22 protein-coding genes are annotated in these 25508 nt (G+C 62.8%); 8 read left to right on the top strand and 14 right to left on the bottom strand.

The window, feature by feature from the left end; genetic code table 11:
* Positions 1-6: 6 nt before the first annotated feature.
* Positions 7-1449: a Fe-S cluster assembly protein SufB gene (gene sufB / locus RVY79_RS11435; protein ID WP_317464276.1), complete on the bottom strand. Its 1443-nt coding sequence runs from the start codon at positions 1447-1449 to the stop codon at positions 7-9.
* 66 nt (positions 1450-1515) lie between these two features.
* Positions 1516-1983 (bottom strand): SUF system Fe-S cluster assembly regulator, encoded by a 468-nt coding sequence (locus RVY79_RS11430; protein WP_317464275.1) that lies wholly within the window; start codon positions 1981-1983, stop codon positions 1516-1518.
* 221 nt (positions 1984-2204) lie between these two features.
* On the opposite strand from RVY79_RS11430, the gene RVY79_RS11425 reads away from it, so the two are divergent.
* The 3 genes from RVY79_RS11425 (at position 2205) to RVY79_RS11415 (ending at position 5176) form a co-directional block, all read left to right on the top strand.
* Complete coding sequence (locus tag RVY79_RS11425) at positions 2205-3596, top strand: YcjX family protein (RefSeq protein ID WP_317464273.1); 1392 nt, start codon at positions 2205-2207, stop codon at positions 3594-3596.
* On the top strand, positions 3593-4603 hold the full coding sequence (locus RVY79_RS11420; RefSeq protein ID WP_317464271.1) for a YcjF family protein: 1011 nt from the start codon (positions 3593-3595) through the stop codon (positions 4601-4603). Before RVY79_RS11425 ends, RVY79_RS11420 begins: the two co-directional genes overlap by 4 nt.
* A 132-nt stretch (positions 4604-4735) precedes the next feature.
* Positions 4736-5176 (top strand): universal stress protein, encoded by a 441-nt coding sequence (locus RVY79_RS11415; RefSeq protein ID WP_317464270.1) that lies wholly within the window; start codon positions 4736-4738, stop codon positions 5174-5176.
* 45 nt (positions 5177-5221) lie between these two features.
* Here RVY79_RS11415 and RVY79_RS11410 read toward each other — a convergent pair whose 3' ends face one another.
* From RVY79_RS11410 to RVY79_RS11390, 5 genes are all read right to left on the bottom strand, one after another.
* Positions 5222-6307: an AI-2E family transporter gene (locus RVY79_RS11410; protein WP_317464268.1), complete on the bottom strand. Its 1086-nt coding sequence runs from the start codon at positions 6305-6307 to the stop codon at positions 5222-5224.
* 40 nt (positions 6308-6347) lie between these two features.
* Positions 6348-7160 (bottom strand): Cof-type HAD-IIB family hydrolase, encoded by an 813-nt coding sequence (locus RVY79_RS11405; RefSeq protein WP_317464266.1) that lies wholly within the window; start codon positions 7158-7160, stop codon positions 6348-6350.
* Between the two features lie 251 nt (positions 7161-7411).
* Positions 7412-8674, bottom strand: coding sequence for a M28 family peptidase (locus tag RVY79_RS11400; protein ID WP_317464265.1), 1263 nt, complete (start codon positions 8672-8674; stop codon positions 7412-7414).
* A 121-nt stretch (positions 8675-8795) separates the two neighbouring features.
* Positions 8796-9371, bottom strand: coding sequence for a chalcone isomerase family protein (locus RVY79_RS11395; RefSeq protein ID WP_317464264.1), 576 nt, complete (start codon positions 9369-9371; stop codon positions 8796-8798).
* Entirely contained in the window at positions 9368-9922 is a 555-nt protein-coding gene (locus RVY79_RS11390; RefSeq protein WP_317464262.1) for a DUF3833 domain-containing protein, read from the bottom strand. The genes RVY79_RS11395 and RVY79_RS11390 overlap by 4 nt, the downstream gene beginning before the upstream one ends.
* A 293-nt stretch (positions 9923-10215) precedes the next feature.
* Here RVY79_RS11390 and RVY79_RS11385 point away from each other — a divergent pair, with 293 nt between their 5' ends.
* The gene (locus tag RVY79_RS11385; protein WP_317464261.1) at positions 10216-10956 is read left to right on the top strand and encodes a dienelactone hydrolase family protein; all 741 of its coding nucleotides are present in this window, start codon (positions 10216-10218) and stop codon (positions 10954-10956) included.
* 239 nt (positions 10957-11195) lie between these two features.
* Here RVY79_RS11385 and RVY79_RS11380 read toward each other — a convergent pair whose 3' ends face one another.
* Entirely contained in the window at positions 11196-12191 is a 996-nt protein-coding gene (locus RVY79_RS11380; protein WP_317464260.1) for an MBL fold metallo-hydrolase, read from the bottom strand.
* Between the two features lie 154 nt (positions 12192-12345).
* On the opposite strand from RVY79_RS11380, the gene RVY79_RS11375 reads away from it, so the two are divergent.
* The gene (locus RVY79_RS11375; RefSeq protein ID WP_317464259.1) at positions 12346-13281 is read left to right on the top strand and encodes a LysR family transcriptional regulator; all 936 of its coding nucleotides are present in this window, start codon (positions 12346-12348) and stop codon (positions 13279-13281) included.
* A gap of 131 nt (positions 13282-13412) precedes the next feature.
* On the opposite strand, the gene RVY79_RS11370 is transcribed toward RVY79_RS11375, so the two are convergent.
* Positions 13413-14195 (bottom strand): alpha/beta hydrolase, encoded by a 783-nt coding sequence (locus tag RVY79_RS11370; protein WP_317464258.1) that lies wholly within the window; start codon positions 14193-14195, stop codon positions 13413-13415.
* A gap of 77 nt (positions 14196-14272) precedes the next feature.
* On the opposite strand from RVY79_RS11370, the gene RVY79_RS11365 reads away from it, so the two are divergent.
* Positions 14273-15199: a LysR family transcriptional regulator gene (locus RVY79_RS11365; RefSeq protein ID WP_317464257.1), complete on the top strand. Its 927-nt coding sequence runs from the start codon at positions 14273-14275 to the stop codon at positions 15197-15199.
* A gap of 95 nt (positions 15200-15294) precedes the next feature.
* Here RVY79_RS11365 and nagE read toward each other — a convergent pair whose 3' ends face one another.
* Genes nagE through RVY79_RS11340 form a run of 5 tightly spaced genes read right to left on the bottom strand, consistent with a single transcriptional unit; the run spans position 15295 to position 22519 of the window.
* Positions 15295-16974 (bottom strand): N-acetylglucosamine-specific PTS transporter subunit IIBC, encoded by a 1680-nt coding sequence (gene nagE, locus RVY79_RS11360; protein WP_317464256.1) that lies wholly within the window; start codon positions 16972-16974, stop codon positions 15295-15297.
* Positions 16975-17024: 50 nt separating this feature from the next.
* Positions 17025-19538 (bottom strand): phosphoenolpyruvate--protein phosphotransferase, encoded by a 2514-nt coding sequence (gene ptsP / locus RVY79_RS11355; protein ID WP_317464255.1) that lies wholly within the window; start codon positions 19536-19538, stop codon positions 17025-17027.
* Between the two features lie 60 nt (positions 19539-19598).
* Positions 19599-20621, bottom strand: coding sequence for an SIS domain-containing protein (locus tag RVY79_RS11350; RefSeq protein WP_317464254.1), 1023 nt, complete (start codon positions 20619-20621; stop codon positions 19599-19601).
* Entirely contained in the window at positions 20618-21760 is a 1143-nt protein-coding gene (nagA, locus tag RVY79_RS11345; protein WP_317464252.1) for an N-acetylglucosamine-6-phosphate deacetylase, read from the bottom strand. The genes RVY79_RS11350 and nagA overlap by 4 nt, the downstream gene beginning before the upstream one ends.
* 18 nt (positions 21761-21778) lie before the next feature.
* Positions 21779-22519: a GntR family transcriptional regulator gene (locus tag RVY79_RS11340; protein WP_317464251.1), complete on the bottom strand. Its 741-nt coding sequence runs from the start codon at positions 22517-22519 to the stop codon at positions 21779-21781.
* 278 nt (positions 22520-22797) lie between these two features.
* On the opposite strand from RVY79_RS11340, the gene RVY79_RS11335 reads away from it, so the two are divergent.
* Together RVY79_RS11335 and RVY79_RS11330 are read left to right on the top strand one after the other, a co-directional pair.
* Positions 22798-23427 (top strand): SDR family oxidoreductase, encoded by a 630-nt coding sequence (locus RVY79_RS11335; protein WP_317464249.1) that lies wholly within the window; start codon positions 22798-22800, stop codon positions 23425-23427.
* 118 nt (positions 23428-23545) lie between these two features.
* A complete protein-coding gene (locus tag RVY79_RS11330) occupies positions 23546-25486 on the top strand; it encodes an exoribonuclease II (protein ID WP_317464247.1) in 1941 nt (646 codons plus the stop codon).
* Positions 25487-25508: the final 22 nt, after the last annotated feature.

Raw genomic sequence — 25508 nt, 5'->3', positions numbered from 1 at the left:
GGTGCGTTACCCGACCGCCCCTTCCAGCGTCACATTGAGAAGCGCCTCGGCTTCCACCGCGAATTCCATCGGCAGCTCCTGGAAGACGTCCTTGCAGAAGCCGTTGACGATCATGTTGACGGCGTCTTCTTCGGAAATGCCGCGTGACTGGCAGTAGAACAACTGATCCTCGCCGATCTTCGAGGTGGTCGCCTCGTGCTCCACGGTCGCCGAGCTATTGCCGATTTCCTGATACGGGAAGGTATGCGCGCCACAGCGGTCACCGATCAACAGCGAATCGCACTGCGTGAAGTTGCGCGCGTTCTTGGCTCGCGGACCGACCTTGACCAGGCCACGATACGCCTGATCACTGCGTCCGGCGGCGATCCCCTTGGAGATGATGGTGGAGCGCGTTCCTTCGCCGATATGAATCATCTTGGTGCCGGTATCGGCCTGCTGGCGACCGTTGGTCACCGCCACGGAATAAAACTCGCCGACACTGTCCTTGCCGCGCAGCATGCAGGACGGATACTTCCAAGTGATCGCCGAACCGGTCTCGACCTGCGTCCAACTGATCTTGGAGCGATCGCCTCGGCAATCGCCGCGCTTGGTGACGAAGTTGTAGATACCGCCCTTGCCGTCCTCGTCACCGGGGTACCAATTCTGGACCGTCGAGTACTTAATGTTGGCATCTTCCAGCGCCACTAGCTCGACCACCGCCGCGTGCAGTTGGTTCTCGTCGCGCTGCGGCGCGGTGCAGCCTTCCAGATAGGAGACTTGGGCGCGCTTGTCACAGATGATCAGCGTGCGCTCGAACTGGCCGGTATTCGCCGCGTTGATACGGAAATAGGTGGACAGCTCCATGGGGCACTCGACACCTTCAGGCACGTAGACGAAGGAGCCGTCGGTGAACACCGCCGAGTTGAGCGCGGCGAAGTAGTTATCGCCCTGAGGCACCACGCTGCCCAGGTACTGACGCACCAGCTCGGGATACTCGCGAATCGCCTCAGAGATCGAGCAGAAGATGACGCCCGCTTCCGCCAGTTTCTCTTTGAAGGTGGTCGTCACGGAGACGGAGTCGAACACCGCATCCACTGCGACCCCGGCCAGCGCCGCGCGCTCGTGCAGCGGAATCCCCAGCTTCTCGTAGGTTTCCAGGAGCTTGGGATCGACCTCGTCGAGGCTCTGGGGCTTGTCCTCGTCGCGCTTGGGCGCGCTGTAATAGGAGATCGCCTGGTAATCGATGGGCGGATAATCGAGATGCGCCCAGGAAGGCGTGGTCATTGTCAGCCATTGGCGATAAGCCTCCAGGCGCCATTCCAACATCCACTCGGGCTCGCCCTTCTTGTTGGAGATGAAGGCGATGGTGCTTTCATCCAGTCCCGGTGGGACGGTATCGCTTTCGATGTCGGTCACGAACCCTTGAGTATATTCGCGACTAACAAGCTCTTCCATTTCCTGACTTGCCATGGTGTTTCCCCTCCGAGCGGTATGCTCTCGGCTCGTGGCCATCGCCACGGCCCCGATATCGTGTAATCAAACCTCGGCGCGACTCGCCAAAGTCACGCTCTGTATGGGCAATTGAACGGGCAGTTTCAGCGGTGACTCTTGGGCTAGATGCGCCAGGGTCACGCTGTCGAGCAAGGTGCGAATCGCCAGCGAGACTCGCTGCCAGTTATCGGCGACGCCACAGGTGGCGACCAGGTCGCAGTCGCCATCGGCGTGGCTGCACTCAGTCATCGCCACCGGCCCTTCGATGGCGCCGATGATATCGGAGGCAGTAATGGACGCCGCCGGTCGCGCCAGCCGATAACCACCCAACGAGCCACGCCGCGATTCCAGAAGTCCGGCCCTCACCAGCATCTTCAACGTCTTGCTGACGGTGGGGTGTGGCAACTGCACCGCATCGGCCAGTTCTGTGGCAGCGTGTGCCTGCTCCGGGTAACGCGCGATCTGCGCCATTACCACGGCGGCATAGTCGGTTAGCTTGGAAAGCTTCAACATGCCCTCACTCCACGGATGCTCTATTGAGGACCATTTTAGTCCTCTATGGATTCGATGTGAAGAGAGCCGACGAGTTCGCGTTTGCGAACGCTATGTTAGCGTCAAGATAACGACCGTTCGCATCAATAATGACAATTGTTACCATTTGAGAAGACTATCGCCTCTTGCCTTAGGCACGATTCACCCGCACATTCGAAGCAGAACTTCAGTCGGATACCGTAATGCGACGTCACCTGACCCAGGAACTGCACAATTTCATCGAGCGCGGCCGCGACCGCCAACTGCGTCTCGCCGTCACCGGCCTTTCCCGGGCCGGCAAGACCGCCTTCCTCACCTCGCTGGTGCATCAGTTACGCCATGCGGGGCTGGAAGCACGTCTCGATTTGCTGCGCGCCGCCCGTGAAGGCCGTCTGCTGGGTGCCCAACGGGTCGCTCAGCCCGATCTCGGCGTGCCGCGTTTTCCCTATGACGCTGCCATGGCCTCCCTCGACGGCACACCACCGCACTGGCCGGCGCCCACGCGGGGCATCAGTGAGCTGCGCCTGACCATCAAACATCGCACGCGGCGGGCCCGGGGGCTGCTGGGCGATACGGCGACGCTCACCCTCGACTTGATCGACTATCCCGGTGAATGGTTGCTCGACCTGCCTCTGCTGGAGCATGACTTCCTCAGTTGGAGCGAGGCGCAGCAGACCGCCATGGGAAGCGAGCGCAAGCGCCTCGCCGCGACCTGGTTGAGTGCCGCCGAGGCCCTGGCCCCGGACGACGAAGCCGACGAAAGCCAACTCGCCGAGATCGCCGGGCATTACGCCGATGCCTTGCGCGCCTCCCGCGAGGCCGGCTTCGCTGACTTGCAGCCGGGGCGCTTTCTACTCCCGGGCGACCTGGAAGACGCGCCGGTACTGCAATTTTTCCCGCTACCCGGCGTGAACGAAGCCAACCGCGCCGAGCTCGACGCTTTGCCCGAGACGAGCGTCTACAAGACGCTCGCTCGACGGTTCGACCATTACCGCCGCCATGTGGTCAAACCGTTCTACCGTGACCATTTCCGGCGTTTCGACCGCCAGATCGTGCTGGTCGACGTGCTGGGCGCGCTCAACGCCGGGCCGGAACGCTTCGAGGATCTATCCCGGGCGTTGAGCACGCTGATGCGGAGTTTCGACTACGGCAAGCGCAGCCTGATGAGCCGACTGTTCTCGCCACGCATCGATCGTCTTGCCATCGCCGCGACCAAGGCCGATCACGTCACGCCCGAACAGCATCCCAACGTCGTCGCCCTGCTCGAATCCCTGCTCGCCGAACCACTCAAGGACCTGCGCTATGCCGATGTGCCGGTGAAAGCCCTGTCCTTGGCGGCGGTGCGTGCCACCGAGCCACGCGAAGTGGACAATGACGGCCAACGCCGCGCCGCCCTGCGCGGCACCACCCTGGACGGCGAAGATGTGCTTCTATTCCCCGGCGACGTACCGCCCCGCTTGCCAGAGCGCGACTTCTGGGCCCGCCAGGGATTCGACTTCACCGCGTTTCGGCCTCCTCTGCGCAACACGCCCGAATTGCCGCATGTACGCATGGATGCAGCGCTCGACTGGCTAATTGGAGATAAATTGAAATGAGCGAGCCGCGCCCTGGACAACGTTTTCGCGTCGACCCCGCCCCCCGCTTTACGGCCGCCCCCGAACCGGGGGAGCGCTTTCATCCGGACAGCGTTTCTCAGCCGCTTGCCGCCCAGGACATACCACTCGAGGCCAGCTTGGGCAAACCCCGCAAGCGCCGCTGGGGGCTGGTGACGCTGCTCGGCGGCTGTCTAGCACTAGGCGGCGTGGAAGTGGCGCACCATCTATATACCGCCACTCTGGGCGGCGACTGGCTGGCAGGTGCCTGGAGCGCGCTAGGCCTCTTGGCGCTGGGCTTGGGTGCCGTGGCGCTATTACGCGAACTATGGCGCCTGAGGCGTTTGAAGCGGCACACCCAGTTGCGTGACCAACTCGATGCCTCGGAAGAGACCACGCCCCAGGACATGCAGGCGCTCGCCGAACGCTTACGACGCCAGATGCAACTCGGCGACGACGACCCTCACTGGCGTGCCTTTCAAGCCGCTCACCAGCCGCACCACGACGCTCCGGAAACACGCACCCTGCTGGCGCATCATCTCCTGGCCCCGCGCGATCGCCAGGCACGCCGCCTGATCGCGCGCATGTCCGGTGAAACCGCCGTCATGGTCGCCGTCAGCCCGGTGACTTTTTTCGACATGGCCTTGATGGCATGGCGCAACATCGGACTGATCGATCGTCTCGCCTCGCTCTACGGCCTGGAGCTTGGCTACGCCAGCCGCCTGCGCCTGTTCCGCGCGGTGCTCTACAACATGGCCTTCGCCGGCGCCAGCGAGATCGCCACGGATGCCGGGATGGACCTGCTCTCGATGAACGTGGCCGGCAAGCTCTCTAGCCGCGCCGGCCAGGGGCTCGGCGCAGGCCTGCTCACCGCGCGGCTCGGCCTGCGCACGCTACGCATGACGCGCCCGATCCCCTTCGACGAAGGCGAAGCTCCACGCCTCGCCGATCTGCGCCGCGAACTCTGGCAACGCCTGCGCCGCCTGGAAACACAAAACGATAATCAATAATCCACGTCATCTTGATCCAGGTCACGATTCGGCACATGCGCAACAACTAGGCTAGATTGAGTGCATACGCGATCGCGTACAAACGCATCGCGAGTGCCGACTCTCATAATGCCAGCACATACGGAGGTTGCCATGTACTCAACCATCGTGGTTCCCGTCGACGGATCGGAAGCCGCCAGCACGGCGCTCGATATCGCCTGCAAGCTGGCCAGCGCCGACGGTGCGCGCCTACATATCCTGCATATTCCCGAATCGCTGGCCCACGACACGCTCCTCGTCTGGGGCGTGGGCGCGGTGCCAATGGAGGCCAGCGCCGAGAAACTCGAGCGCGCCGGCCGGCAACTGCTCGATGCCGCCACTCAAGCCGCCAACGAACGCGGCATCACCAATGCCGAAGGCTCGCTGCATCAGGGCGATCCAGCCCGAGTGATCATCGAACAGGCCAAGAAGTTAGACGCCGACGCCATCGTGATGGGCAGCCGTGGCTTGAGCGACATCGCGGGGCTCGTCGTCGGCAGCGTCTCGCACAAGGTTTCGCACACCGCTCCCTGCCACGTGATCAGCGTGCATTAACCCGCCTGCTGTCCGCCCACTACTGCGAATCAATGCCAGCCACCTCTATTTGTCGGTGGCTGGCTTGGGTGTTCGCTCAAGCGCATGTCCCCTCTGCTCCAGCCAGCCTTTGACATACAGGCGATGGGTGAGAACCATACCTAGCACGACCAGCGGTTCGGCGACCAACACGCCTATTAGACCAGCAACTAACCCCAGCCACACTTGCATCACCAACAAAAGCCCGGGTGGAATGCTAACCGCTTCGCGCTGGATGAGCGGCGTGACCAGGTAACCTTCCAGCGCCTGGACACCAGCGAAAAGCACGCCAACATGCAACATCGCTGTAGAATCGATCGAAAACGCCACCAGCAAGGCGGGAATCGCCGAAAACAGCGGTCCCAAGTAGGGAATGAGCGACAACAGTGCCGCCAGCAGGCCGAGTGACAATGCCATGGGAATGCCCAACATCCAGAGGCCAATGCCAACCAGCAATCCCACGACGGACATGGACGTGAGTCGCCCCAACAGCCACCAGGCAAGCTTACGCTTGATGACATCCAGTAGATCGGCGGCGCCCTCACGCCGAGAAGGCGTAATGAGCCGCAATACGCCGGCTTTATAAATCGCCGGATCGAACGCAATGAACAACCCGATGAACACCACCACCACAACGTTGAGCAATGCGCCCAACGTGGTCGAGAAAACGGTGGAAACCCGTGCGGACCAGTTGCCCAGCACGCCCTCAGACGCCGAATTCTCGCTTATCCGTTCGATAAACTGCGATCCCAGCGGCCACTGACTTATCGTTTGTTTCAAGTCGTCCAGCGAGCTGGGCAACGTCTTGGCGAGCTGTTCGAATTGCTGGCTGATGCTAAAGGCGAAGTTCACACTAAAGGCGGCCAACAAGCCGGTGAGGACGAGCAACACGACCAGCAATGCCCAACGTCGAGAGAGAAAACTGTGACGGCACAGCCAGCCCGCCGGCAGCGAAAAGGCCAAGGCCAGCAACAGCCCGACGAAGACCATCAGTAGAACTCTGAAACCAAACCAGAGCGCGGCCATTATCGCCATGGTGGCAGCGATGATGCCGGCCGCGACCCAGACTTTGCGCGCATATTCGCTCATGTAGTGGTGCGTCGGTTCTCCCACGATGACACTCCTTGTCATGGGTACATGAATGAAAATCGGCTTACGTGGCGGTGACCTTCAGCTCGAAGAACTCCCGCAACCGCTGTGCAACACCGGACGGATGATGGTGCCCGATCCGTATGGCATCGGGCACGCGTCCCGGCAAGTCGGGATGGGCGTTTTCCATGATGAAGCCATGCCCGGCCAGCGCCAGCATCTCGGCGTCATTGAGATTGTCGCCGAACGCCAGGCAATGCGTCGCGGGTAGCGCGAGATGCGTCAACAGACGCTCCAGCGTGGCGCCCTTGTTGACGCCTTCCGCCATGACCTCCAGTGAATGGGCCATCGAATAGGTTATGTGCAGTCGCGTGCCGAATGCTTCGTTGATGCTCTGTTCCAACGACGCCAGCGCGGCGGGATCGCCGATGCACAGCACCTTGCCCACCCCGTTGCCATCGTGGGCCTCCAGATCAGCAACCCGGTAATGAAATCCGGTATGCACGTGCAAGGCCTTCAACTCAGGGGCCGACGCATCGATCAACCACTCGTCGCCGGTATAAAGATTGAGCCGGATATCGGCATCGCGCGGCAGCTCTATCAACGCCCGCACCAATTCAGCCGGCACCCACTGCTCAGCGATCAAGCGATCGTCGGGCGCGTAGAGATGCGCGCCGTTGGTGCTCAGGATATAGGCGGGCACGCCCAGCCGGCGGCGAAATGCGGTGATATCGTGAAAGTGACGCCCCGACGCCAACGCAAAACGGTGGCCCTCGGCGGCCAGTGCCTGAAAGGTCTCGATGGTCAACTCATCGAGATCGTGCTCGGCATTGAGCAGGGTGTTATCCAGATCCGTAACAATCAGATGAGGCTGCATGCGGCTTCCCGGTTGGTTCGCGACCTCCCAAGGTTACCGCATATCGGCCTGGAGTTGGGGACTGGCGTTAGCGCCACGCACTGTGGGTCAAGGTGCATCTCACAACAGGACAGACCCATAGCAGAACGCGCGATATCGACGACTCCAACGCCAGTGTGGTCGATCCTTACGTGCTTTTTCCTTGAGTCGCCCAACTGTTCAGCATGTTCGTCGTGCGGCGCATGGCGGATAGATGCTGAACAGTTAAATGCCTAGAGCGAGCTATTCTCGTCACCTTCATCGGGCTTCGCCGAGCCCTGGTGTTCCAGCGGCGTGGCTCGGTCGAGACGCGGATGGTTATTACGGAACTCCTGGTGCGGATCGTCGAGGGCATCCAGCGCCTGGATGGTGTAGGTCAGCGCATGAATCGCCGCGAGCACGTCCTGGGTATTGCCGGTCTCGGAGATGGTGTGCATGTTGCGGATCGGAAAGCCGATCGAGGTGGCGGCGCAATCCACCGCGGCGAGTACCCCGGCCATACCGTCGGTGCCGGTGTCGGCGCCGACCATGTCGCGCTGCATGGGAATGTCGTGCTGCTTGGCGGTGCTCTCGATGATCCGATTGAGCTGCTCGCTGGCGATCGCGCCCACCGCCATGGTAAAGCCCTTGCCCATTTCCAACGGCTGCATGCGTCGGTCGCCGATGCCGGGCGCCGCTACGTAATCGTGGTTGACGTCGACGCCAATCAGCACGTCCGGCTCGAGTTCCCCGGCCAGTACCCGGCTACCAAAGCGGCCGATCTCCTCGTAGCTGGCGATGGCGAACAGCACGCGCACCTGCCGAGTGCCGCCCGTCTCGGCGATCAGCCGCGCGACTTCGCTGGTGACGAAGCAGCCCAGGCCGTTGTCCAGGTAGGCGCCGTAGAAGGTATCGGGGCTGAAGCCGGGGCGGATGGGGCGATCCATGATGATCGAGTCGCCGGGGCGCACGCCGAGGTTCAAGACCTGCTGCTTCTTGTTCTCGCCATGGATCTGCAGATCCAGGTAGATTTGCTCCTTCTTGATGCCCCGGTCGCCGGCGCGCACCGCCGGGTCGGCGAAATGAATGGCGCCCAGCGCTTCCACCGTGCCGCCCTGGATCACCCGGTAGCTGCCGGGATTTTCCGGGTCTTCGCTGAACAGCTTGACCTCGTGGCCGATCAGCACGGTGGGCAGGAAGGAATCGCTGTTGATCCAGATCTTGCCGTCGTCGCCGATCGAGCGCACCTGCATGCGGATCTTGTCGGCGTGGCCGATCAGCATCACCTTGAACATGTCGTCGCGACCGGGATGGGTATCCAGCACCACGCCGGCATGGCCCTGATACTGGTGCAGATGCCAGTCGCTGGGCGCGAACGACTCGAACTGCGGCTTGAGCACGCCATAGGTCATTGCGCCCTCCAGCCCGACCGGGCTGGGTGCGTCGAGGATCTCGCGCATCAGCTTGAACTGCTGCTCCGGCATGGGCCGGTTCCAGGGTTGGTTGGTCTCGCTCATTGCGCTCACTCTTTGTGCATTCAGTGTCTATAGAAGACTAGTCTGGCAGATTTCAGGCCACGAACTGAAGCCCAACATCACGATGCTCTGCGCGTCCGGTAGGCTCGAGGCATCCGGCGCGTCAGCCCGTTTGTGAGAGCAGCGCGGCGCGCAGCTCGTCCGACAGCGGCGGTTCGGCCAGCCAGATACCGAAGTAGGCACGCGCCAGTTCGCCGTCGTCCGACACGAAGCGCGTATCACCATTCAGGCTCAAACTCAGTCGGGGCACGCGCGGATTCCAGTCAAGCCGGTAGCGATCACCCTCGGTCACATCGACCATGGCATTCTGGATCGCCTCGATCTTGGGACGGAGCGCCTCCCGGGTCTTCTGCTCGTACTGGTCGTCCAGAGCGGCCCAGGTCGCCTTGCGAATATCCTCAACGCCCACATCGCGCCGATACTCGAGCATCAGGCTCATCGGCACCTCGGCGTTGAGGATGGCCTCGCGACTGGCGCTGGCCGGTGCGTAAAGAGCGGCGTCATACACATCCCAGAACATATAACGGGCAGTGCCCGATCCCTGCAGGACGAGCTCGCTATCGCCCAGGGTGGTCTGCGTCGAAAACGACGCCGCAAGCGCCGAGCCACCCCCCCAGCCGATCATCGCCGCCAGTACCAGCCCCTGGACGAGGCCGCTTAAAACAGCGCGTATCGTCATGACGACTCTCCGTCTGGATTAGTCTTGGTGAAGAACAGCGTCACCTCTCCGACCCGGATACCGAATTTCGTCACGGTCGCCCGGTTGATTACCACGTTCTCGCTCTGGCGGACCATCCAGTCATCGAAGGTGACATCGATGGTCGAGTCGTCGTAGGGCAGCCGGAGCTCGTAACGCCAGTTCAACGCCTGCCCCACTTCCCGGCCCTTGGCCGTGCCGATGATATCCTCGGCGCGGCCTATATAACGGCCCTCGTCGGTGGGTGTGATTCGCCAGGTGCGCTGGTCGGTCTCGCCGTCATCGTAGACAAAATCTTCATCGAGGATGAATTCCTCGCCCTCCCAGTAACCATCGATCTCGACGCGGAACTGCCGCTTGATTTCCCCGCCCCGGCTCTGAAATACCCCATACCCCCAGGTTTTCCCCTCGAAATAGTCCGTCAGCGCGAATGCCGGCTTGGTCCCCCGAAACTGCTCGAGGGTCATGCTACTGCACCCCGCCAATAGCAGGGTAAAGGCAACGAGCGTCGCCACCATGAAGCGTCGAATCATGAGATGGTTCCTCGCGGTTGCGGTTCGATATCGACCCACTGACACAAAATCTGCCAGACGTCGGCAAGAGGGCCATACAAACGGACCAGAGACAGAAAAACCGAGGTGGTCAACTCACCGAAATCGTACCCGTTATTGCTAGAGTATTCTCTAGATCTCTGCGGTGTCAGTAAAAGCTGATAGCGAAAACGGATGATCATCGCCGCAGGAAAGTCACGGCCTCGTCAACCGGGCCTGTCTCCGGTTAGATTCGTCGCTAGTGACATTCGCCATCGACAACCCGGAGCTCACTCATGTCTCGTGCTATCGAAGTCCCCGCCGCCGACGGCACCATCGACGCGCATATTTTCACGCCCAGTCACGCTAACGGCCCTCTGCCGGCCGTGGTGCTATTCACCGATATCGGCGGCCTGCGCCCCTGCTATCACGAGAAAGCCCAGCGAATCGCCGATAGCGGCTATGCCGTGTTGATGCCCAACGTTTACTACCGCGATGCGAGCGGGCCCGTCGTGCCGGAGGGGAAGTCCTTTCGCGATCCGAATGTGCGGCCAACGCTACTCGAATATGCCGACCACCTCACGCCCGAGGCACAATCCCGCGACTTCGTCGCCCTACTGGACTGCATCGACAACGAGGCCGAATTCGCGGACGGCAAGATAGGCGTGGTCGGCTATTGCATGAGCGGGGCCTTCGCGCTGCGCATGGCGGCCGAACACGCAGGTCGTGTCGCGGCTGCAGCCGGATTCCACTCAGCCCGGCTCGCAGAGAAAGACGACCCGGACAGCCCCATTCATGGGGTCGGCAACATCCAAGGACGCGTCTATTTCGGTCACGCCGACAAGGATGAGCTACTACCCCCCGAGCAGATCGCCCGCATGGACGAAGCGTTAGCCGCCGCCGGCGTGCACTTCACCACCGAACTCTACAAAGGCGCCGCTCACGGCTTCACGGCCAAGGATGCCCCCTCCTACGATGCAACCGCCGATGACCTGCATCACAAGCGACTGGCCCTGCTCCTGGAAGAGACCCTGTGATGGGGCCGCACCTCTCATCGTGGCCCCATTGTATGGCCGCGATGAGAGGCGTGGCTAAGGACTCAGGGAAATAAGTCGAGCAAAATCTCCACTAGCACCGGAGTGTTGGCGTGTAGTGAAATTCTCTCTATAAAATAGAAATAGACAGGGCGAGACGGGAAATTTCATGCAAATCCCGCCTCAACCCTGCCTACCGTAACCACGATGCTAGGTGGAAGCCTGAGCGTCTAATTTTCAGATTACTTCGTTGCCGTCACTTTTCGGTTTCCATAATTGATAGGTACCCACTCATATCCCTCTCCGACCTTGCGAATATGACCGACACCCGGGAACGGCATATGCGGCACGGCCACTAGGTCCCGATGCTTGGCAAAGTCGGCGAAGGCTGCTGTGCGGACTTTCCTCGCCTTCTTCTGATCGACGTCATAGGCAATCGTCACGGACGGATCGGGGAGTTGGACAGCCGCCACATGCACGATATCGCCAATGAAGGTAAGGGTCTGCCCCTCGCTTTCCAATGTGAAGAATGCACTTCCCGGCGTATGCCCCGGATGAAGGGAGGCGGTCAGGCCTGGCAGTACTTCGGTAGTTTTATCGAAGGTGTCGATCTTCCCGGCTTTGACATAGGGTTCGAGGATCGTTTCAGCCTGGTCAAAGTAATGCTGGTCATAGTTGATCTGTTCTGCATTTTGAGGATCCAGGAAAAAGTCGACATCCGGTTTACCAACATGGACCGTCGCGTTGGGAAAAACGCGCTGGTCATCACGGGTTAGTCCGCCCATATGGTCGGAATGGACGTGGGTCAGTAAGACATCCGTGATCTGTTCGGGTTTTACGCCGGCCGTCTGCAAGCTCTCGATCAGCTGACCACCGAGTTTTGAACCGAAGAGTTGACCTACGCCGGTATCAACGAGGACAAGCTTGTCCCCTAGCTCTAGCAAAAATGCATTGATGGAGACCTCGACGGGATTGGTCAGGTACGCCTGCGCCAAGCGTTCGTCGATCTCCTTGTTGGTGATACCGTGCAGAATCTTGTGAAGGTTCTGCGGTACGGTGCCGTCGGAGAGAGCCGTTACCCGGACGCTGCCAATAGTGAAGGCATAAGTATCGGCGCCTTCATCCTGTTGGGCGATCCCCGGGGAGTGATTCAGAGTGGCGGTAGTGGCTGCAGAGACGGGGCCTGCGGCTGAAAGGCCCAGCAGTAGGGTGGAAAGTATGAGTGAACGTATCATCATGGGTCTGTCTTCCTGTTTAAGGTAGGTGTCAGAGGCAGATCATAGGGGCGATTAAGTCTGGCGAGAAAACGATGCCGGTTATACCTTGCATAACCCTCACGAATACTCATGCCCACGCTCGAAGTGAGCGAGGCTCCACAGAAGACGTGCTTTCATGCCCGACCGTTTGAATGATATCGATATTGGTCTGTTGATGGCCTTCGAAGCCCTGATCCAGGAGCGCAACGTCAGCCGCGCCGCAGACCGTCTAGGAATCAGTCAGCCGGCCCTTTCAGGGCGATTGACCCGTCTGCGGGCATTGTTCGGCGATCAGCTTTTCGTACCGGTGGCGGGTCGGGGTGTCACGCCGACGCCTCGTGCCGAAGCACTTGGCGAGACGTTGCCCCCGCTCTTGGGACATCTGCGCGAGTTCATCGGGCATTCTCCCCATTTCGATCCGTCAGAGAGCGACCGGACGTTCGTGCTGGCAGCTTACGATAACCCTGCCGTCATGATTGGCCCCGACCTTGTTACGGCCTTGAAGCGGGCGGCGCCCCATGCCCGGATTACGTTCGTGTTGCCGGATCCCGAAACGATCACCCCGGCGCTTGATCGCGGGGACGTGGATATGGTCATCGGACTACCCCGTACGGCAGACGAGGGCCTGATTGGCCGGACGCTGTTTTCCGATCAGTTCGTCACGGCACAGCGCCGGGGTCATCCGCGGGGAAGTCAGCCGGTCACGCTGGACGAGTTTTGCGCCGCTGAGCATGTAGTGGTGTCGAGCGAGGGCGGGGGCTACGCGGGGCCGGTGGATCGTGCATTGGAGGCGCTGGGTCGGAAACGGCAGGTTAGTCTATCGGTCCAGAGCTATGCCCTAGCGCCGATTATCATGGCGGACAGCGATCACCTGTGTACGTTGCCCGGTCGCTTTCTCCGGCGCTTTGAATCCATGTTGGACCTGTTCACGCCACCGATGGAGATGGGTTCATTTGAGCTTTATGCGCTTTGGCATCCACGCATGCGGGACGATCCAGCTCATCGGTGGTTTCGCGACCTGGTCGTTGAAGTCAGCGAGGGCATGAGCGATCGTTCCGCGACAAGATGCTAACCATACACTTAAGGGCATTTCTTGCCGGGTGGCGACGCCATCGATGCCCTGGAAACATGCCTTGTACTCGTCTGTGGCAAGCAGCTGTGAAAAGGCCCCAATGGTGGGGCCAGGCACGAACAGTATGCGTATTATCCTCGATGTTCGTTTAGCCACCGCTGTATATGCCCTGCGACTTCCACTGGCGCTTCCAGCGGCAGCAAGTGGCCGATGCCCGCCAGTTCATGTGTTTCCGGGGTCGGTAGAAAGGGCACGAGCCGGTCGGCGAGCACGGCTGGAGGATCCACTCGGTCGCACTCACCGATCAACAGCAGCGTCGGCACATCGATCCGTCGTGTCGTTTGGCTGATATCTTCGAGCATGCCAATGGCAGGCCAGGCGGTCTTGGCCGCCGGATCGCCGGCCAAACTGTCGGCAATGGCGCGTTCGCGCACCATCCCGGCGAGCGGCGTCTCCGTGAGCATATTATCGAGTGTCTCTTCGACACTCGCGCGGCTGTCATAGGCCGATTGCATGGCAAGACGCTGAGGCTCCGGAACATCCATTGGCAGGGCCGGGGACGATGCCACCAGCACCAGTTCCTTCAGCCAGGCCGGCCGCTGGCCCGCGAGATACTGGGCAATCTTGCCACCCATGGAATGACCGACCAGTACGACATCACGGAGCTCACGTGCTTCGATCATCCCGCCAACCGCCTCGGCCAGATCCGCAATCCGATATCCACTGCGCGACGGGCCGGATTGACCCCAGCCTGGCAGATCCGGCATGAGGCAAAGGTTCCGCTTTCCAAGTGCCGTCGCTACTTCCATCCATGTGCGGCCAGAACCGCCCCAGTAGTGAAGAAACACGAGCGTGCGCTGCCCAGCGCCATGCTCCGCAACGTGAAGAACGGTGTTGTCTGTTTCGATCGTCATGGCTTGTACTCCGAATAGGTAAGCGGAGCCAGCATCATGAATGCGATCGCCAGATGATAGAATGAGATGAATATGAGTTGGCGTCGATCATTAAGCGATGGAATGAACGGCATGGATCGTTTTCGACAAATCGAGATATTGTTGCGGCGGTCGAGCACGGCAGTATTGCTGCGGCCGGCAGAGCACTGGAGTTGTCGCCGGCCATGGCCGGCAAATACCTGAGCGCACTCGAATCGGCACTGGCAACGCGACTCTTGCACCGCAGCACCCGGGCGTTGTCGCTAACCGATGCCGGCCAGCAATATCTGGCGGCATCAAAACGGATCATGGAGGCGCTGGCCGAAGCGGACGCCGAAGCACGCGAGGGCCGCAGCCAGCTTGCCGGGGAGATCCGACTCGGCGTACCCCGCGCCTTCGGCACCCAAAAGCTGGCGCCGATGCTGACTGCGTTCTGCAGGGCCCATCCACAGATTACGTTGAACCTGCACACGGATGAGCGTTACGCCGATCTGATCGATGGCCGGCTGGACCTTGCCGTGCGCATCGGAACACTCTCCGATTCGGCTTTGTATACCCGGCCACTCGGCAGTGTTCGCATGGGCCTTGGCTGCGCGCCCGGCTTGCTCGGCGCTCATGAACGTCAAAATGTCTCGCTAATCCGCCGGCTACCGCGACTGGTATTTACGGCCGCCCGATCGCCCGGCGACTGGATGGTGAGCAATAGTGACAATCGCGCGTACGCTATCGACGGCCCAACCGCTATGCGCTCGGATGACATCACCCTGCTGGTTCGCGCGGCGACCGAAGGCCTGGGTATCGTGTACGCGCCCATGTTCGCGCTCGACGAGCCGCTGGACGACGGCCGTCTGATACAAGTATTAGCCGATCACCAAACGACACGACTCGACCTGCAGATCGTTTACACCGACCGCCACCATCAGCCTGCGCGAGTTCGCGCCCTGATCGACCATCTGGCAGCCTGCTTTCAAGAGACACGGACTTGATGCAGAAATACGCGTTGGCACAGGCTTTTACCCGCCGCAAAAAGGCCGGACATTACTATCCGGCCAAGCTGTTCAGCTTTCACGCGACAGTACGTTCAGCGATCCCCGAGGCTGGCGGCGACGCCAGGGGCGCGCTCGCCGAGCAACACGTGAACTAGTCCACCGTCGATGCGTTGAATGCCTTGCGCGCCGAGTGTCTTGAGTGCGGCTTCGTCGAGATTCGCGGCATCGGCGAGGCGTAGTCGCAGGCGTGTCATCGCCACGGCGGTGGCTTCCTGGACGTTGCCACGTCCGCCCAGCGCGGCCAGCCAGTGATCGAGCTGTTCGGCACTCAGTCGCACCACGCTGGTTGCATCCGAGCCAGTGCCCTCGCTGACTGCTGGCGCCTCACTGGGCGCGGCGCCTTCGGCACTCATGGCGGCGCGGATCTCGTCGGCGACGCCGTCGGCTATCGGTCCCAGGATCACTTGCAAGCCGCCGCCGCGCAGATGCAGCACGCCACGTGCGCCGAGTTGCTTGAGTGCCGGTTCATCGATCGCCTTGTCGTCGACGAGCACCAGCCGCAGTCGGGTGGTACAAGCGCCCACGCTGGTCATATTGGCCGCCCCACCCAAGGCATGCACGAAGGCCGGGCCGCGCTCCCCGAGATCGACCGGGGCGCTGGTGGCGCCTGCGGTTTCCGGCTCACGCCCCGGTGTCGGCAGATCAAAGCGCGCAATCGCCCAGCGGAACACCGTGTAATACAGTGCGAAATAGCAAAGTCCCACCGGGATCATCATCCAGCCATTCGTCGAGAGCCCGTAGGAAAGTGCATAGTCGAAGGCACCCGCCGAGAAGGTGAAACCGAGCTTCACGTCGAGCAGGTTCATGATCACCATCGACAGCCCGGTGAGCAACGCATGCAGCACGTACAGAAATGGTGCCAGAAACATGAAGGTGAACTCGATCGGCTCGGTCACGCCGGTCAGAAACGCGGTCAACGCCAGCGACAACAACAACCCGCCGACCTGGGCACGCCGTCCCTTGGGTGCGGCGTGATACATCGCCAGCGCCGCTGCCGGCAAGCCGAACATCATCACCGGAAAGAAGCCCGCCATGAAACTGCCCGCACTGGGATCGCCGGCGAAGAAGCGGTTGAGGTCACCGGTCGCGCCGTCGAAGCTGCCGAACACGAACCACACGAAACTATTGAGCACGTGATGTAGCCCGGTGACGATCAGCAAGCGATTGAGCACGCCATAGACGAAGAGTCCCAGGTTGCCGGCGTCGATCAACCATTGCCCGAGGGTATCGATACCGGTCTGCACCGTCGGCCAGATAACCCCGAAGACCATCCCCAGGATGACCGCAGCGAGTCCAGTGACGATGGGAATGAAACGCCGCCCGCCGAAGAATGCCAGGTAGTCGGGGAGCTTGATGTCCTTGAAGCGGTTATAGAGCAGGCCCGCCACGGTCCCGATGATGATGCCCGACAGCACGCCCATGTTGATGTCTTCGTTGAGCGTATGCAGGACCGCATCGAGCACCAGATAACCGACGACACCCGCCAGCCCGGCGGCACCGTTACTGTCGTTGGCGAAGCCCACCGCCAGACCGATGGCAAAGATCAATGCCAGGTTGGCGAAGATCGCGTCCCCGGCATTGGCGATGAAGGCGATGTCGAGCAGGTCCGGCTGTCCAAGCCGCAGCAGCAGACCGGCGACCGGCAGCACCGCGATGGGCAGCATGAGCGAGCGCCCCAGCTTTTGCAGGCCACCCATGATATCGAGTTGCATGATCGTTTCTCCCACTCTTGTTGTTGTCCCGGATGTTGTTATCCCGAACGTCAGGCAGCGACCGGTGCTTCCAGCCAGGTTTTGACCCGCTCGCGCACGGCGGCGCCGTCGTCCAGTTCCAACCAGGTCGGCAGCTGTTCGGCGAGTGCCGCGGCATCTAGCTCACGCAGCGCGGCCTTGACCGCCGGCACGCGGCTTGGCTCCACCGAGAGCTCATCGACGCCCAGTGCCACCAGCACGGCCAAGGCCAGCGGATCACCGGCAGCGGCGCCGCATACACCCACCGGGCAACGCCCGGCGGCGCCTTCGACGGTGGTCTTGATCAGCCGCAATACCGCTGGATGCAGCACGTCGAGTTGTGCCGCGAGTCCGGGATCTTCACGGTCCATGGCCAGGGTGTACTGCGTCAGGTCGTTGGTGCCGATCGACAGGAAATCGGCCTCGGCGGCGAGGCTGGCGGCGCACAGTGCAGCCGACGGCACTTCGATCATCACGCCGAGCTGCGGCAGTCGGCTCACGCCCAGTTCCCCGGCCAGCGTTTCGAGCCGTTGGCGCAACGCCCGCAGCTCTCCGACGCCACTGACCATCGGCAGCATGATGCGCAACGCATCGAGCGGTTCGAGCGCGAGCAGCGCTCGCAGTTGGCTGTCCAGTAGTTCGGTATGACTTGCCCACAAGCGGATGCCGCGCACCCCCAGCGCCGGATTGGCCACGCTGGGCAGCGGCAAGTAGTCGAGTTGCTTGTCAGCGCCGATATCCAGCGTACGTACGATCACTGGCTTGCCGCCCAGTGCATCGAGTGCGGCCTGATATTCATCGCGCTGCTCGTCGACGCCCGGCGCGCTGGCACGATCGAGAAACAGGAATTCGCTGCGCAGCAGGCCAATACCGTCGGCGCCCTCCTGGGCGGCGATAAGTGCCTCGGCGCCGCCGGCGACGTTGGCGCAGACCTCGATAGTGCGTCCGTCGCGGGTCTTCGCCGGCTGTCTGGCCGCCTCGCGCGCGGTGCCGTGGGCCCGCTCGCGTTCGGCGATGCGCGTGCGCATGGCCTCCAGGCTGGCGCTATCCGGCTGCGGTTCGAGCAGGCCGCGCTCGGCATCGAGAATCGCCATCTCCCCTTCGACCGATGTCAGCGCCGCCCCCATCGCCACTAGGCACGGCACGCCCCGAGCCCGGGCGAGAATCGCCACGTGCGACGTGGTACCCCCCGCCACCAGACAGATGCCCACTGGGCGCTGGGCGGCCAAGGCCGTGAGTTCCGAGGGCGTCAGATCGTCGGCGATGACGATGGCGTCAGCCGGCACCTTTGGGGCGCTCGACGCCGACCCCAAGCACGCCATTACTTGGCGCTGTAGATCGCGCAGATCGGCAACCCGCGCCGCCAGCAGTTTATTGCCGGTCGCCTGCAGACGCGCCGCTTCGTCATCGAGGGCCTCCTTCCAGGCCTGCCCGGCGCTGCGTCCGCTGTCGATGTAACCCTCGGCGGCCTCGCGCAATGCCGGGTCGTCGAGCCAGGCCAAGTGCGCCTCGAGGATCTCGGCCTCGCTGCTTCGTGCGCTGCGCTTGGCTTGCACCAGCGACGTCTTGAGTGAATGCCCGACGCTCTCCAACGCTTCGCCAAGCGCCACACGTTCCCAGGCTGGATCGTCACCGGCTTGCGGTACCGTAGGCAACGCCGCCACATAATGATGCAGCGGCCCGACCGCCAGCCCTTGGCTGGCGACGAGCCCGGCCAACTGCCCTGCCCCAGCCTCGGCGGTAGGCAGCTCGGCGGCGCTGGAAGCCGGATCATCGACCTCGGCTTCGCTCAGCAAACGCTCGGCAGCATCCAGCGCCGCCGTGGCACGTTCGCCGCGTGCGATCAGCGTCACGCGATCGCCTTCCACCAGCCCCATGTTCATCAACCGGCTCAGGCTGCGTGCCTCGACGTGCGTCTCGCCGTGGACGAGTTCGAGCTCGACATTCTGCTCATGGGCGATGGCGCGTAGCCGGGCCGCGGGTCGTGCGTGCAGTCCGGCCGCCAGACCCAGGGCCACCTCGCGGGAGGACTGAGGGCCCGATGCCGCGGGTGTATCCACGCCGGTCGTTTCTAGCGGCGCCTCGAGACGCATGATCGCCTCGCCCTGGCGCACGCTGTCACCGCTGCGCTGTGCGTCGCGAGACGTCAGACGCCAACCGGCCGGTTCGGCGATAATCAATGGCGTGATCAGGCTCATCGCCTGCCGGGCGACCTGGTCGGCGTCGAAGCGCAGCAACGGCTCGCCGGCCGCGACTCGCTGGCCGACCTCGACCAGCAGTTCGAGCCCCGCGCCATCGAGATTGACGGTATCCAGCCCCAGATGAACGAGCAGTTCGACGCCGCCCGCACTGCGCAGCGTCACCGCGTGGGCGGTACGTGCGCAGTGTACGATTTCACCGTCGCAAGGCGCATGCAGCGTGCCACCGAGCGGGTCGATGGCCAGGCCCTCGCCGAGGGTACCCTCGGCGAAGACCGGGTCGGGCACCGCGTCGAGGGCGACGAGGACGCCGTCCACCGGTGCCAGGATGTCTAAGGATGAAGCCATGTTGCCTCCGGCGTTGTTGTTGTCAGGAAAGCTGCTATTGGAAAAGGAATCGAAAAGCGCTCAGCGCGTACGGGTTACCTTCTTGAGGTGGCGCGGCTGGTCGGGGTCGCTACCCCGTGCCACCGCCAGTTCGGCGGCCATGACGTAGAAGCTCTGGATCACCGACAGCGGTTGCAACGCCGCATGGCCGGCATCGATGAGCGTCAGCTCACGCTGGGCGACACCTTCATCGGCGGCCAGCAGCACCCGCGCGCCAACACTTTCAAGCCATTCAGCAAGTTCGAGCAGGCCGGCCTGTTCGGGCCCCGGCGGAGCGAACACCAGCACCGGATAGCCGGGGCCGATCAACGCCATCGGACCGTGCTTGACCTCGGCGCCGCTGAACGGCTCTGCCTGGAGGGCGCAGGTTTCCTTGAACTTGAGCGCCGCTTCCTGGGCGACGGCCAACCCGGCGCCACGCCCCACCACCATCAACTTGTCGGCGTCGCGTAGTGCCTCGATAGCCGGTGACCAATCCTGCTCGGCCGCCACGCGCAGCCGTGCGGGTAGCGCCTCGAGCGCAGCGAGCAATTCACTGTCCCGGTTCCAGTGACCGAGCAGCTGCGCGCAGGCCGATAGCGTGGCCAGGTAGCTCTTGGTCGCGGCGACGCTGCGCTCCTCACCGGCCTGCAGCGCAATCTCACGGTCGCTGACCTCGCCCAACGGCGACTGCGGTGTATTGACCAACGCCAGCGTCTGCGCCCCGCCGGCGGCCAGCGCCTTCTGGGTCTCGATCAGGTCGGGGCTCTGGCCGGACTGTGAGATCGCCAGCGCCAGTTGACCATCGAGCTTCCACGGCGCCCGCGTCAGGGTGGTCAGCGACGGCGGCAGCGAGGCCACCGGTATGCCACGGCTCTGCATGCACAGATAGGCGAAATAGCTGGCGGCATGGTCGGAGCTCCCTCGCGCCACGGTGACCACGCCGTGCGGATCGCATTGGCGCAACCACTCGCCGAGCTCGGCCAGCGGTTCTGCATTGCGGGTCAGTTGATCGGCGATGCGCTCGGGGGCATCGCGCGCTTCGCTGAGCATCATCGAACTCATGCGTCGTCTCCTGAGCAGAGCGTTGGGGCATTTTCGGGATCCTCGCCAGCCACGCGCCGGCCCTCGACATAAACACAGTCGACGGCCAGATCGCGGTCGAGCACCACGACGTCGGCGTAACAACCATCGGCCAATCGGCCGCGGTCAGGCAGGCCGAGAAAATCGGCGGGATGGCGCGATACGCGTTCGCTGGCCTCGGCCAGCGACAGACCGATAGCGACCAGGTTGCGCAGCGCCTGATCCATGGTCAGGGTGCTGCCGGCGAGCGTACCGTCGGCCAGGCGCACCCCGCCCAGGCACTTGGTCACCGCCTGCTCACCGAGGCGATATTCGCCATCGGGCATGCCGGCGGCGGCGGTGGAATCGGTGACCGCGTAGAGGCGCGGAATGCTCCGCAGTGCGACGCGAATCGCCCCGGGGTGAACGTGCAACAGGTCGGGAATCAGCTCGGCGAAGTCGGCATGTGCCAGCGCCGCGCCGGCCATGCCGGGATGACGGTGATGCAAGCCGGTCATGGCGTTGTAGAGGTGGGTAAAACCGCAGGCGCCGTGTTCCATCGCTGCCACGCCCTGTTCGTAGGTGCCCAGAGTATGACCCAGTTGCACGCGCACACCGCGCTCGCTCAAATGCCGAATCAGCGCATAGTGGCCGGAGAGTTCCGGCGCCAGGGTCACCAGGCGGATCGGCGCCAGCTCGCACAGCGCGTCGATCTCGGCGATCTCGCCAGGCCGAGCGTGGGGTGGCTGGGCGCCGAGTTTGCCTGGGTTGATATAGGGCCCTTCGAGGTGCACGCCGAGAATGCGTGCACCCTCGCCGGGTGACTGGTCCATCAAGGCACCGATTTCGCCAAGTACTTGGCGCACCTCGGCGTCGGTGGCGGTCATCGTCGTCGCCAGCAGGCTGGTGGTGCCGAAACGCGCATGGGTACGCGCCAGCGTCGTTACCGCCTCGCTCCCTTCCATGGTGTCGGCGCCCCCGCCGCCATGCACATGCAGGTCGATGAAGCCGGGCAGTATATAGGGCGCATCGTTTGTCGCGGGATCGACCGGCGCACCATCAATGCGCGCGATACGCCCCTCGCGCCAGTCGATCTCGCCCAGGTGCCAGCCTCCGGGTGTCAGGATATTGCCGTAATGCATTGGCTTGCCTTTTCCTTTTTATCGAGCCCGATGAAGCTCGACCATGAAGTCGTAGTAGTCAGTGCGGCAGTAAGTGATGGTCAGCTCCGCCGGGCTGCCGTCGGCGAGGTAGCCGAGACGGGTGACCTTGAGCAGCGCCTGGCCCTCGGGCACTTCGGCCAACGCGGCGAGTTCGGCGTCGGCGTTGACGGCGGTCAGATGCTGCAAGGCGCGCTCCACCGTCTTGCCGCGTGCATCCAGCGTCGCGTAGAGCGACTGCCCGACATCCTCCGGCGCGGGCAGCACCGCTTCGGGCAGGCAGCTTTCCTCGACGGCCATCACCACGTCGTCGGCCAGTCGCAGGCGCTTGAGACGCGCCACCCGGGTGCCGCCATGCAACCCGAGGCGCAAGGCCTCTTCGGTACTCGGCATAGCCAACTGGCGCGACAGCCAGCGCGAGCGGGGTGTGAAGCCACGCTGCGTCAACAACTCGGAGAAACTCGTCAGACGTGTCAAAGGCTGATTGAAGCGGGGCGCGATGAACGTACCCGAGCCGTGGGTGCGCCGAATCAGGCTCTGCTCGGCGAGTCGCTCCAGCGCCTTGCGCGCGGTGATGCGCGAAACCTCCAGCGTCTCGGCCAGGGCACGCTCGGAAGGCAAGGCCTCGCCGGCCTGCCAGGCCCCCGCCTCGATGGCATCGCCGAGCTGCCGCGCCAACTGATGATACAGCGGCGTCGCCAGATCGGGATCGAGAGTAATCCGGGCAAAGCGTGGGTCCATGACGGCGCTCTCTCCTGTCGGGTTCTTGATAACCAATATAGATCCTCTTTAATACCAGTCAAATACCAATTGGTCTTGCCGTGGTATCTATGCCGAAGGAGAACGTGAAGGGGGAAAGAAAAAGAAGGGAGAAGGGAGAAAAAGGAATGGAGGGCAAGGCCGGTAAACGAAAACGTCGCTCGGGCTTGATTACTGCCGCCGAGAACCGCATGCAATGGTCATCGGCAACAGCCTGTGCAAAGCAATCACACGGCAAAGATAACTCTCAGGAGAGCCTCATGAAGACGCTGGTAATCGGTGCCAACGGCCAGATCGGCCGCCAGTTCTGCGAACTCGCGCATGAAGCCGGCGTACCGGTTCGGGCAATGATCCGCGATACCTCGCAGCAGGCATGGTTCCAGGCGCGAGGCATCGAAACGGTACTCGCCGATCTGGAAGACAATTTTCGTCATGCCTTCTATGGCTGTGATCAGGTGGTCTTCGCGGCGGGGTCGGGCCCGCATACCGGTCCCGACAAGACGCTGATGATCGATCTCAATGGTGCGCTGAGTGCGGTCGACCTGGCCGCGTCGCTGGGTATCGGCCGCTTCATCATGCTCAGCGCCATGCGTGCCGACCGGGTCCTCGAAGCACCGGCCAAACTGCGCCCCTACATGGCCGCCAAGCATGCCGCCGATGCGCATCTGCGTGCGTCCCGCGTGCCTTACGTGATCCTCAAGCCGGGCCGGCTGACCGACGAGGCCGCGACGCAACGCGTCACCACCGATGTCGCCAATGCCGCCGACAACCGCATTTCACGCGCCAATGTCGCGCACGCATTGCTCGAGATTGTGAGCAACCGTGAGCTGCGCCAGCGCGAGTTTTCCCTGCTCGATGGCGATACGGCGATTGCTGAGGCGCTGCGCTGATCCAGCACTCGGCAAGGCGTCGCGTTTATCCCTCGCCTCTCCCCGCCAGGCGTTGGTTGGCGGGGGATACGCGAACCCGTATAGTATCGGCCTACTCCCCCCAACCGAATGTGTCTCGATGCTGCAGAACAACTCCGCGCTTGCCCAGCTCAAGCAACAGATTCGTGAAACCACCCCGCGCGTCCAAGGGGTGATCAAGGCCACCGACCGCGGCTTCGGCTTTCTCGAAGCCGAAGACGGCACCTCCTATTTCGTTCCGCCCCCCGCCATGAAGCAGGTACTGCATGGCGACCGCGTCGATGCGCTGATCAAGCAGGAGGGGGACAAGACCTCCGCCGAGCCCGATACGCTCCTCGAAGCCGGGCTCGACCGCTTCGTGGCACGACTGGTCAAACGCGATGGACGTCTTAGCGTGGTACCCGACCATCCGTTGATCAACAACCAGTTGCGCGCACGCCTCAAGAACACGCTCGACGAAAGCACGCTCGGCGACGGCGACTGGGTGGTGGCACGCTTGGTGCGCCACCCGCTCAAGCCCGACGACCGTGGGTTCTTCGCCCAGGTCGACGAGCTCGTGGTCAAGGCCGACAACCCCGCTGTGCCGTGGCGCGTGACCCTGGCGCGTCACGCGCTGGAACAGGCCTCGCCGCAATTCGGCGAGCAGTGGCCGCTGCACGATGAAGGTCTCGAGCGCGAGGACTGGACCGCGACGCCCTTTTTCACCATCGACGGTGAAAAGACCCGCGACATGGACGACGCTCTGCACATCGAGACACGCGAAGATGGCTGGCGTCTCAGCGTGGCGATTGCCGATCCCACGGCGTACGTGCGCGAAGGTGATCCGGTCGACCTGGAAGCGCAGACACGCGCCTTTACCGTGTATCTGCCGGGCCAGAACGTCACCATGCTGCCGGAAACGCTGGCCAACGAGCTGTGCTCGCTGAAGGAAGGCGAGGCGCGCCCGACCCTGGTTTGCACATTGGATATCCAGCGCGATGGCACCCTCGGCGATTATCGCTTCTTCGCCGCCAATGTCCGTTCGCATGCGCGCCTGGTGTACGACCAGATCTCCGACTGGCTGGAAGGCCAAGGCGATTGGGCCCCTGCCGACGACACCATGGCCACGCAGCTCAAGGCCTTGGCCGCGATGACCGAGGCCCGCAACGCATGGCGCGAGGAACACACACTGGTGTTCAAGGACCGCCCCGACTATGCCTTCGACGTCGATGACTCGGGCAACGTGCTGGCGGTGCGTATCGAGGAACGCCGCACCGCTCAGCGCATGATCGAAGAGTCGATGATCGCGGCCAACGCTTGTTGCGCCGACCTGCTGGCTTCGCACGTGGGCCATGGCATCTTCAACGTGCATCAGGCGTTCGAGCCCGAGAAGGCCGATCAGGCGATCGAGTTCCTGGCCACTCAGGACATCAGCGTGGAACGCGAACAGTTGCTCGAACTCTCGCGCTATCGCGAGCTGCGCCGCGCCCTGGAAGCTCGTGAGGACGCCTGGCTCGATGCACGCCTGCGGCGTTTCCAGGGCTACACCAATATGTCCGCCCAACCCGGTCCGCACTTCGGGCTGGGGTTGCCGGCATACGCTACCTGGACATCGCCCATCCGCAAGTACGGCGACATGGTCAATCACCGCTTGATCAAGCGCGTACTCAAGGGCGAAGACGCACCCGCCGAGGCCAGCCAGGCATTGACCGAGCAGCTCACCGAGCGGCGGCGTCTCAACCGCATGGCGGAACGTGACGTCAAGGACTGGCTCTACGTACGCTACCTCGGCCCCTCCGCCGAAAACGGCGAGGTCTTCGATGCCGAGATCATCGCCATCAACCGTGGCGGTATGCGGGTGCGCTTGACGGCCAATGGCGCCACGGCGTTCGTCCCGGCACCGTTCATGCACAGCGATCGCGACAAGGTCGCCATCGACGACAAGGAAGGCCGCATCCAGGTCGAAGGCGAACCGCGTTACAAGCTCGGCGATAGCGTTCAGGTCGCACTGGCCGAGGCCGTCGAGACGACACGCTCGCTGGTCGCACGCCCCGCCGTCTGAAGCCGGCCATGCCTTGCGTCAC

Origin of the sequence: Chromohalobacter sp. HP20-39 (assembly GCF_033052815.1) — a bacterium.
Lineage (GTDB): Bacteria > Pseudomonadota > Gammaproteobacteria > Pseudomonadales > Halomonadaceae > Chromohalobacter.
Note: the sequence above shows the minus strand (reverse complement) of the source record. Positions and strands in the feature narration are given on the sequence as shown.

What these genes read in the sequence shown, in the direction of transcription:
- sufB (WP_317464276.1), bottom strand. Translation starts at nt 1,449, where the DNA reads ATGGCAAGTCAGGAAATGGAAGAGCTTGTTAGTCGCGAATATACTCAA.
- RVY79_RS11430 (WP_317464275.1), bottom strand. Translation starts at nt 1,983, where the DNA reads ATGTTGAAGCTTTCCAAGCTAACCGACTATGCCGCCGTGGTAATGGCG.
- RVY79_RS11425 (WP_317464273.1), top strand. Translation starts at nt 2,205, where the DNA reads ATGCGACGTCACCTGACCCAGGAACTGCACAATTTCATCGAGCGCGGC.
- RVY79_RS11420 (WP_317464271.1), top strand. Translation starts at nt 3,593, where the DNA reads ATGAGCGAGCCGCGCCCTGGACAACGTTTTCGCGTCGACCCCGCCCCC.
- RVY79_RS11415 (WP_317464270.1), top strand. Translation starts at nt 4,736, where the DNA reads ATGTACTCAACCATCGTGGTTCCCGTCGACGGATCGGAAGCCGCCAGC.
- RVY79_RS11405 (WP_317464266.1), bottom strand. Translation starts at nt 7,160, where the DNA reads ATGCAGCCTCATCTGATTGTTACGGATCTGGATAACACCCTGCTCAAT.
- RVY79_RS11400 (WP_317464265.1), bottom strand. Translation starts at nt 8,674, where the DNA reads ATGAGCGAGACCAACCAACCCTGGAACCGGCCCATGCCGGAGCAGCAG.
- RVY79_RS11395 (WP_317464264.1), bottom strand. Translation starts at nt 9,371, where the DNA reads ATGACGATACGCGCTGTTTTAAGCGGCCTCGTCCAGGGGCTGGTACTG.
- RVY79_RS11390 (WP_317464262.1), bottom strand. Translation starts at nt 9,922, where the DNA reads ATGATTCGACGCTTCATGGTGGCGACGCTCGTTGCCTTTACCCTGCTA.
- RVY79_RS11385 (WP_317464261.1), top strand. Translation starts at nt 10,216, where the DNA reads ATGTCTCGTGCTATCGAAGTCCCCGCCGCCGACGGCACCATCGACGCG.
- RVY79_RS11380 (WP_317464260.1), bottom strand. Translation starts at nt 12,191, where the DNA reads ATGATGATACGTTCACTCATACTTTCCACCCTACTGCTGGGCCTTTCA.
- RVY79_RS11375 (WP_317464259.1), top strand. Translation starts at nt 12,346, where the DNA reads ATGCCCGACCGTTTGAATGATATCGATATTGGTCTGTTGATGGCCTTC.
- RVY79_RS11370 (WP_317464258.1), bottom strand. Translation starts at nt 14,195, where the DNA reads ATGACGATCGAAACAGACAACACCGTTCTTCACGTTGCGGAGCATGGC.
- nagE (WP_317464256.1), bottom strand. Translation starts at nt 16,974, where the DNA reads ATGCAACTCGATATCATGGGTGGCCTGCAAAAGCTGGGGCGCTCGCTC.
- ptsP (WP_317464255.1), bottom strand. Translation starts at nt 19,538, where the DNA reads ATGGCTTCATCCTTAGACATCCTGGCACCGGTGGACGGCGTCCTCGTC.
- RVY79_RS11350 (WP_317464254.1), bottom strand. Translation starts at nt 20,621, where the DNA reads ATGAGTTCGATGATGCTCAGCGAAGCGCGCGATGCCCCCGAGCGCATC.
- nagA (WP_317464252.1), bottom strand. Translation starts at nt 21,760, where the DNA reads ATGCATTACGGCAATATCCTGACACCCGGAGGCTGGCACCTGGGCGAG.
- RVY79_RS11340 (WP_317464251.1), bottom strand. Translation starts at nt 22,519, where the DNA reads ATGGACCCACGCTTTGCCCGGATTACTCTCGATCCCGATCTGGCGACG.
- RVY79_RS11335 (WP_317464249.1), top strand. Translation starts at nt 22,798, where the DNA reads ATGAAGACGCTGGTAATCGGTGCCAACGGCCAGATCGGCCGCCAGTTC.
- RVY79_RS11330 (WP_317464247.1), top strand. Translation starts at nt 23,546, where the DNA reads ATGCTGCAGAACAACTCCGCGCTTGCCCAGCTCAAGCAACAGATTCGT.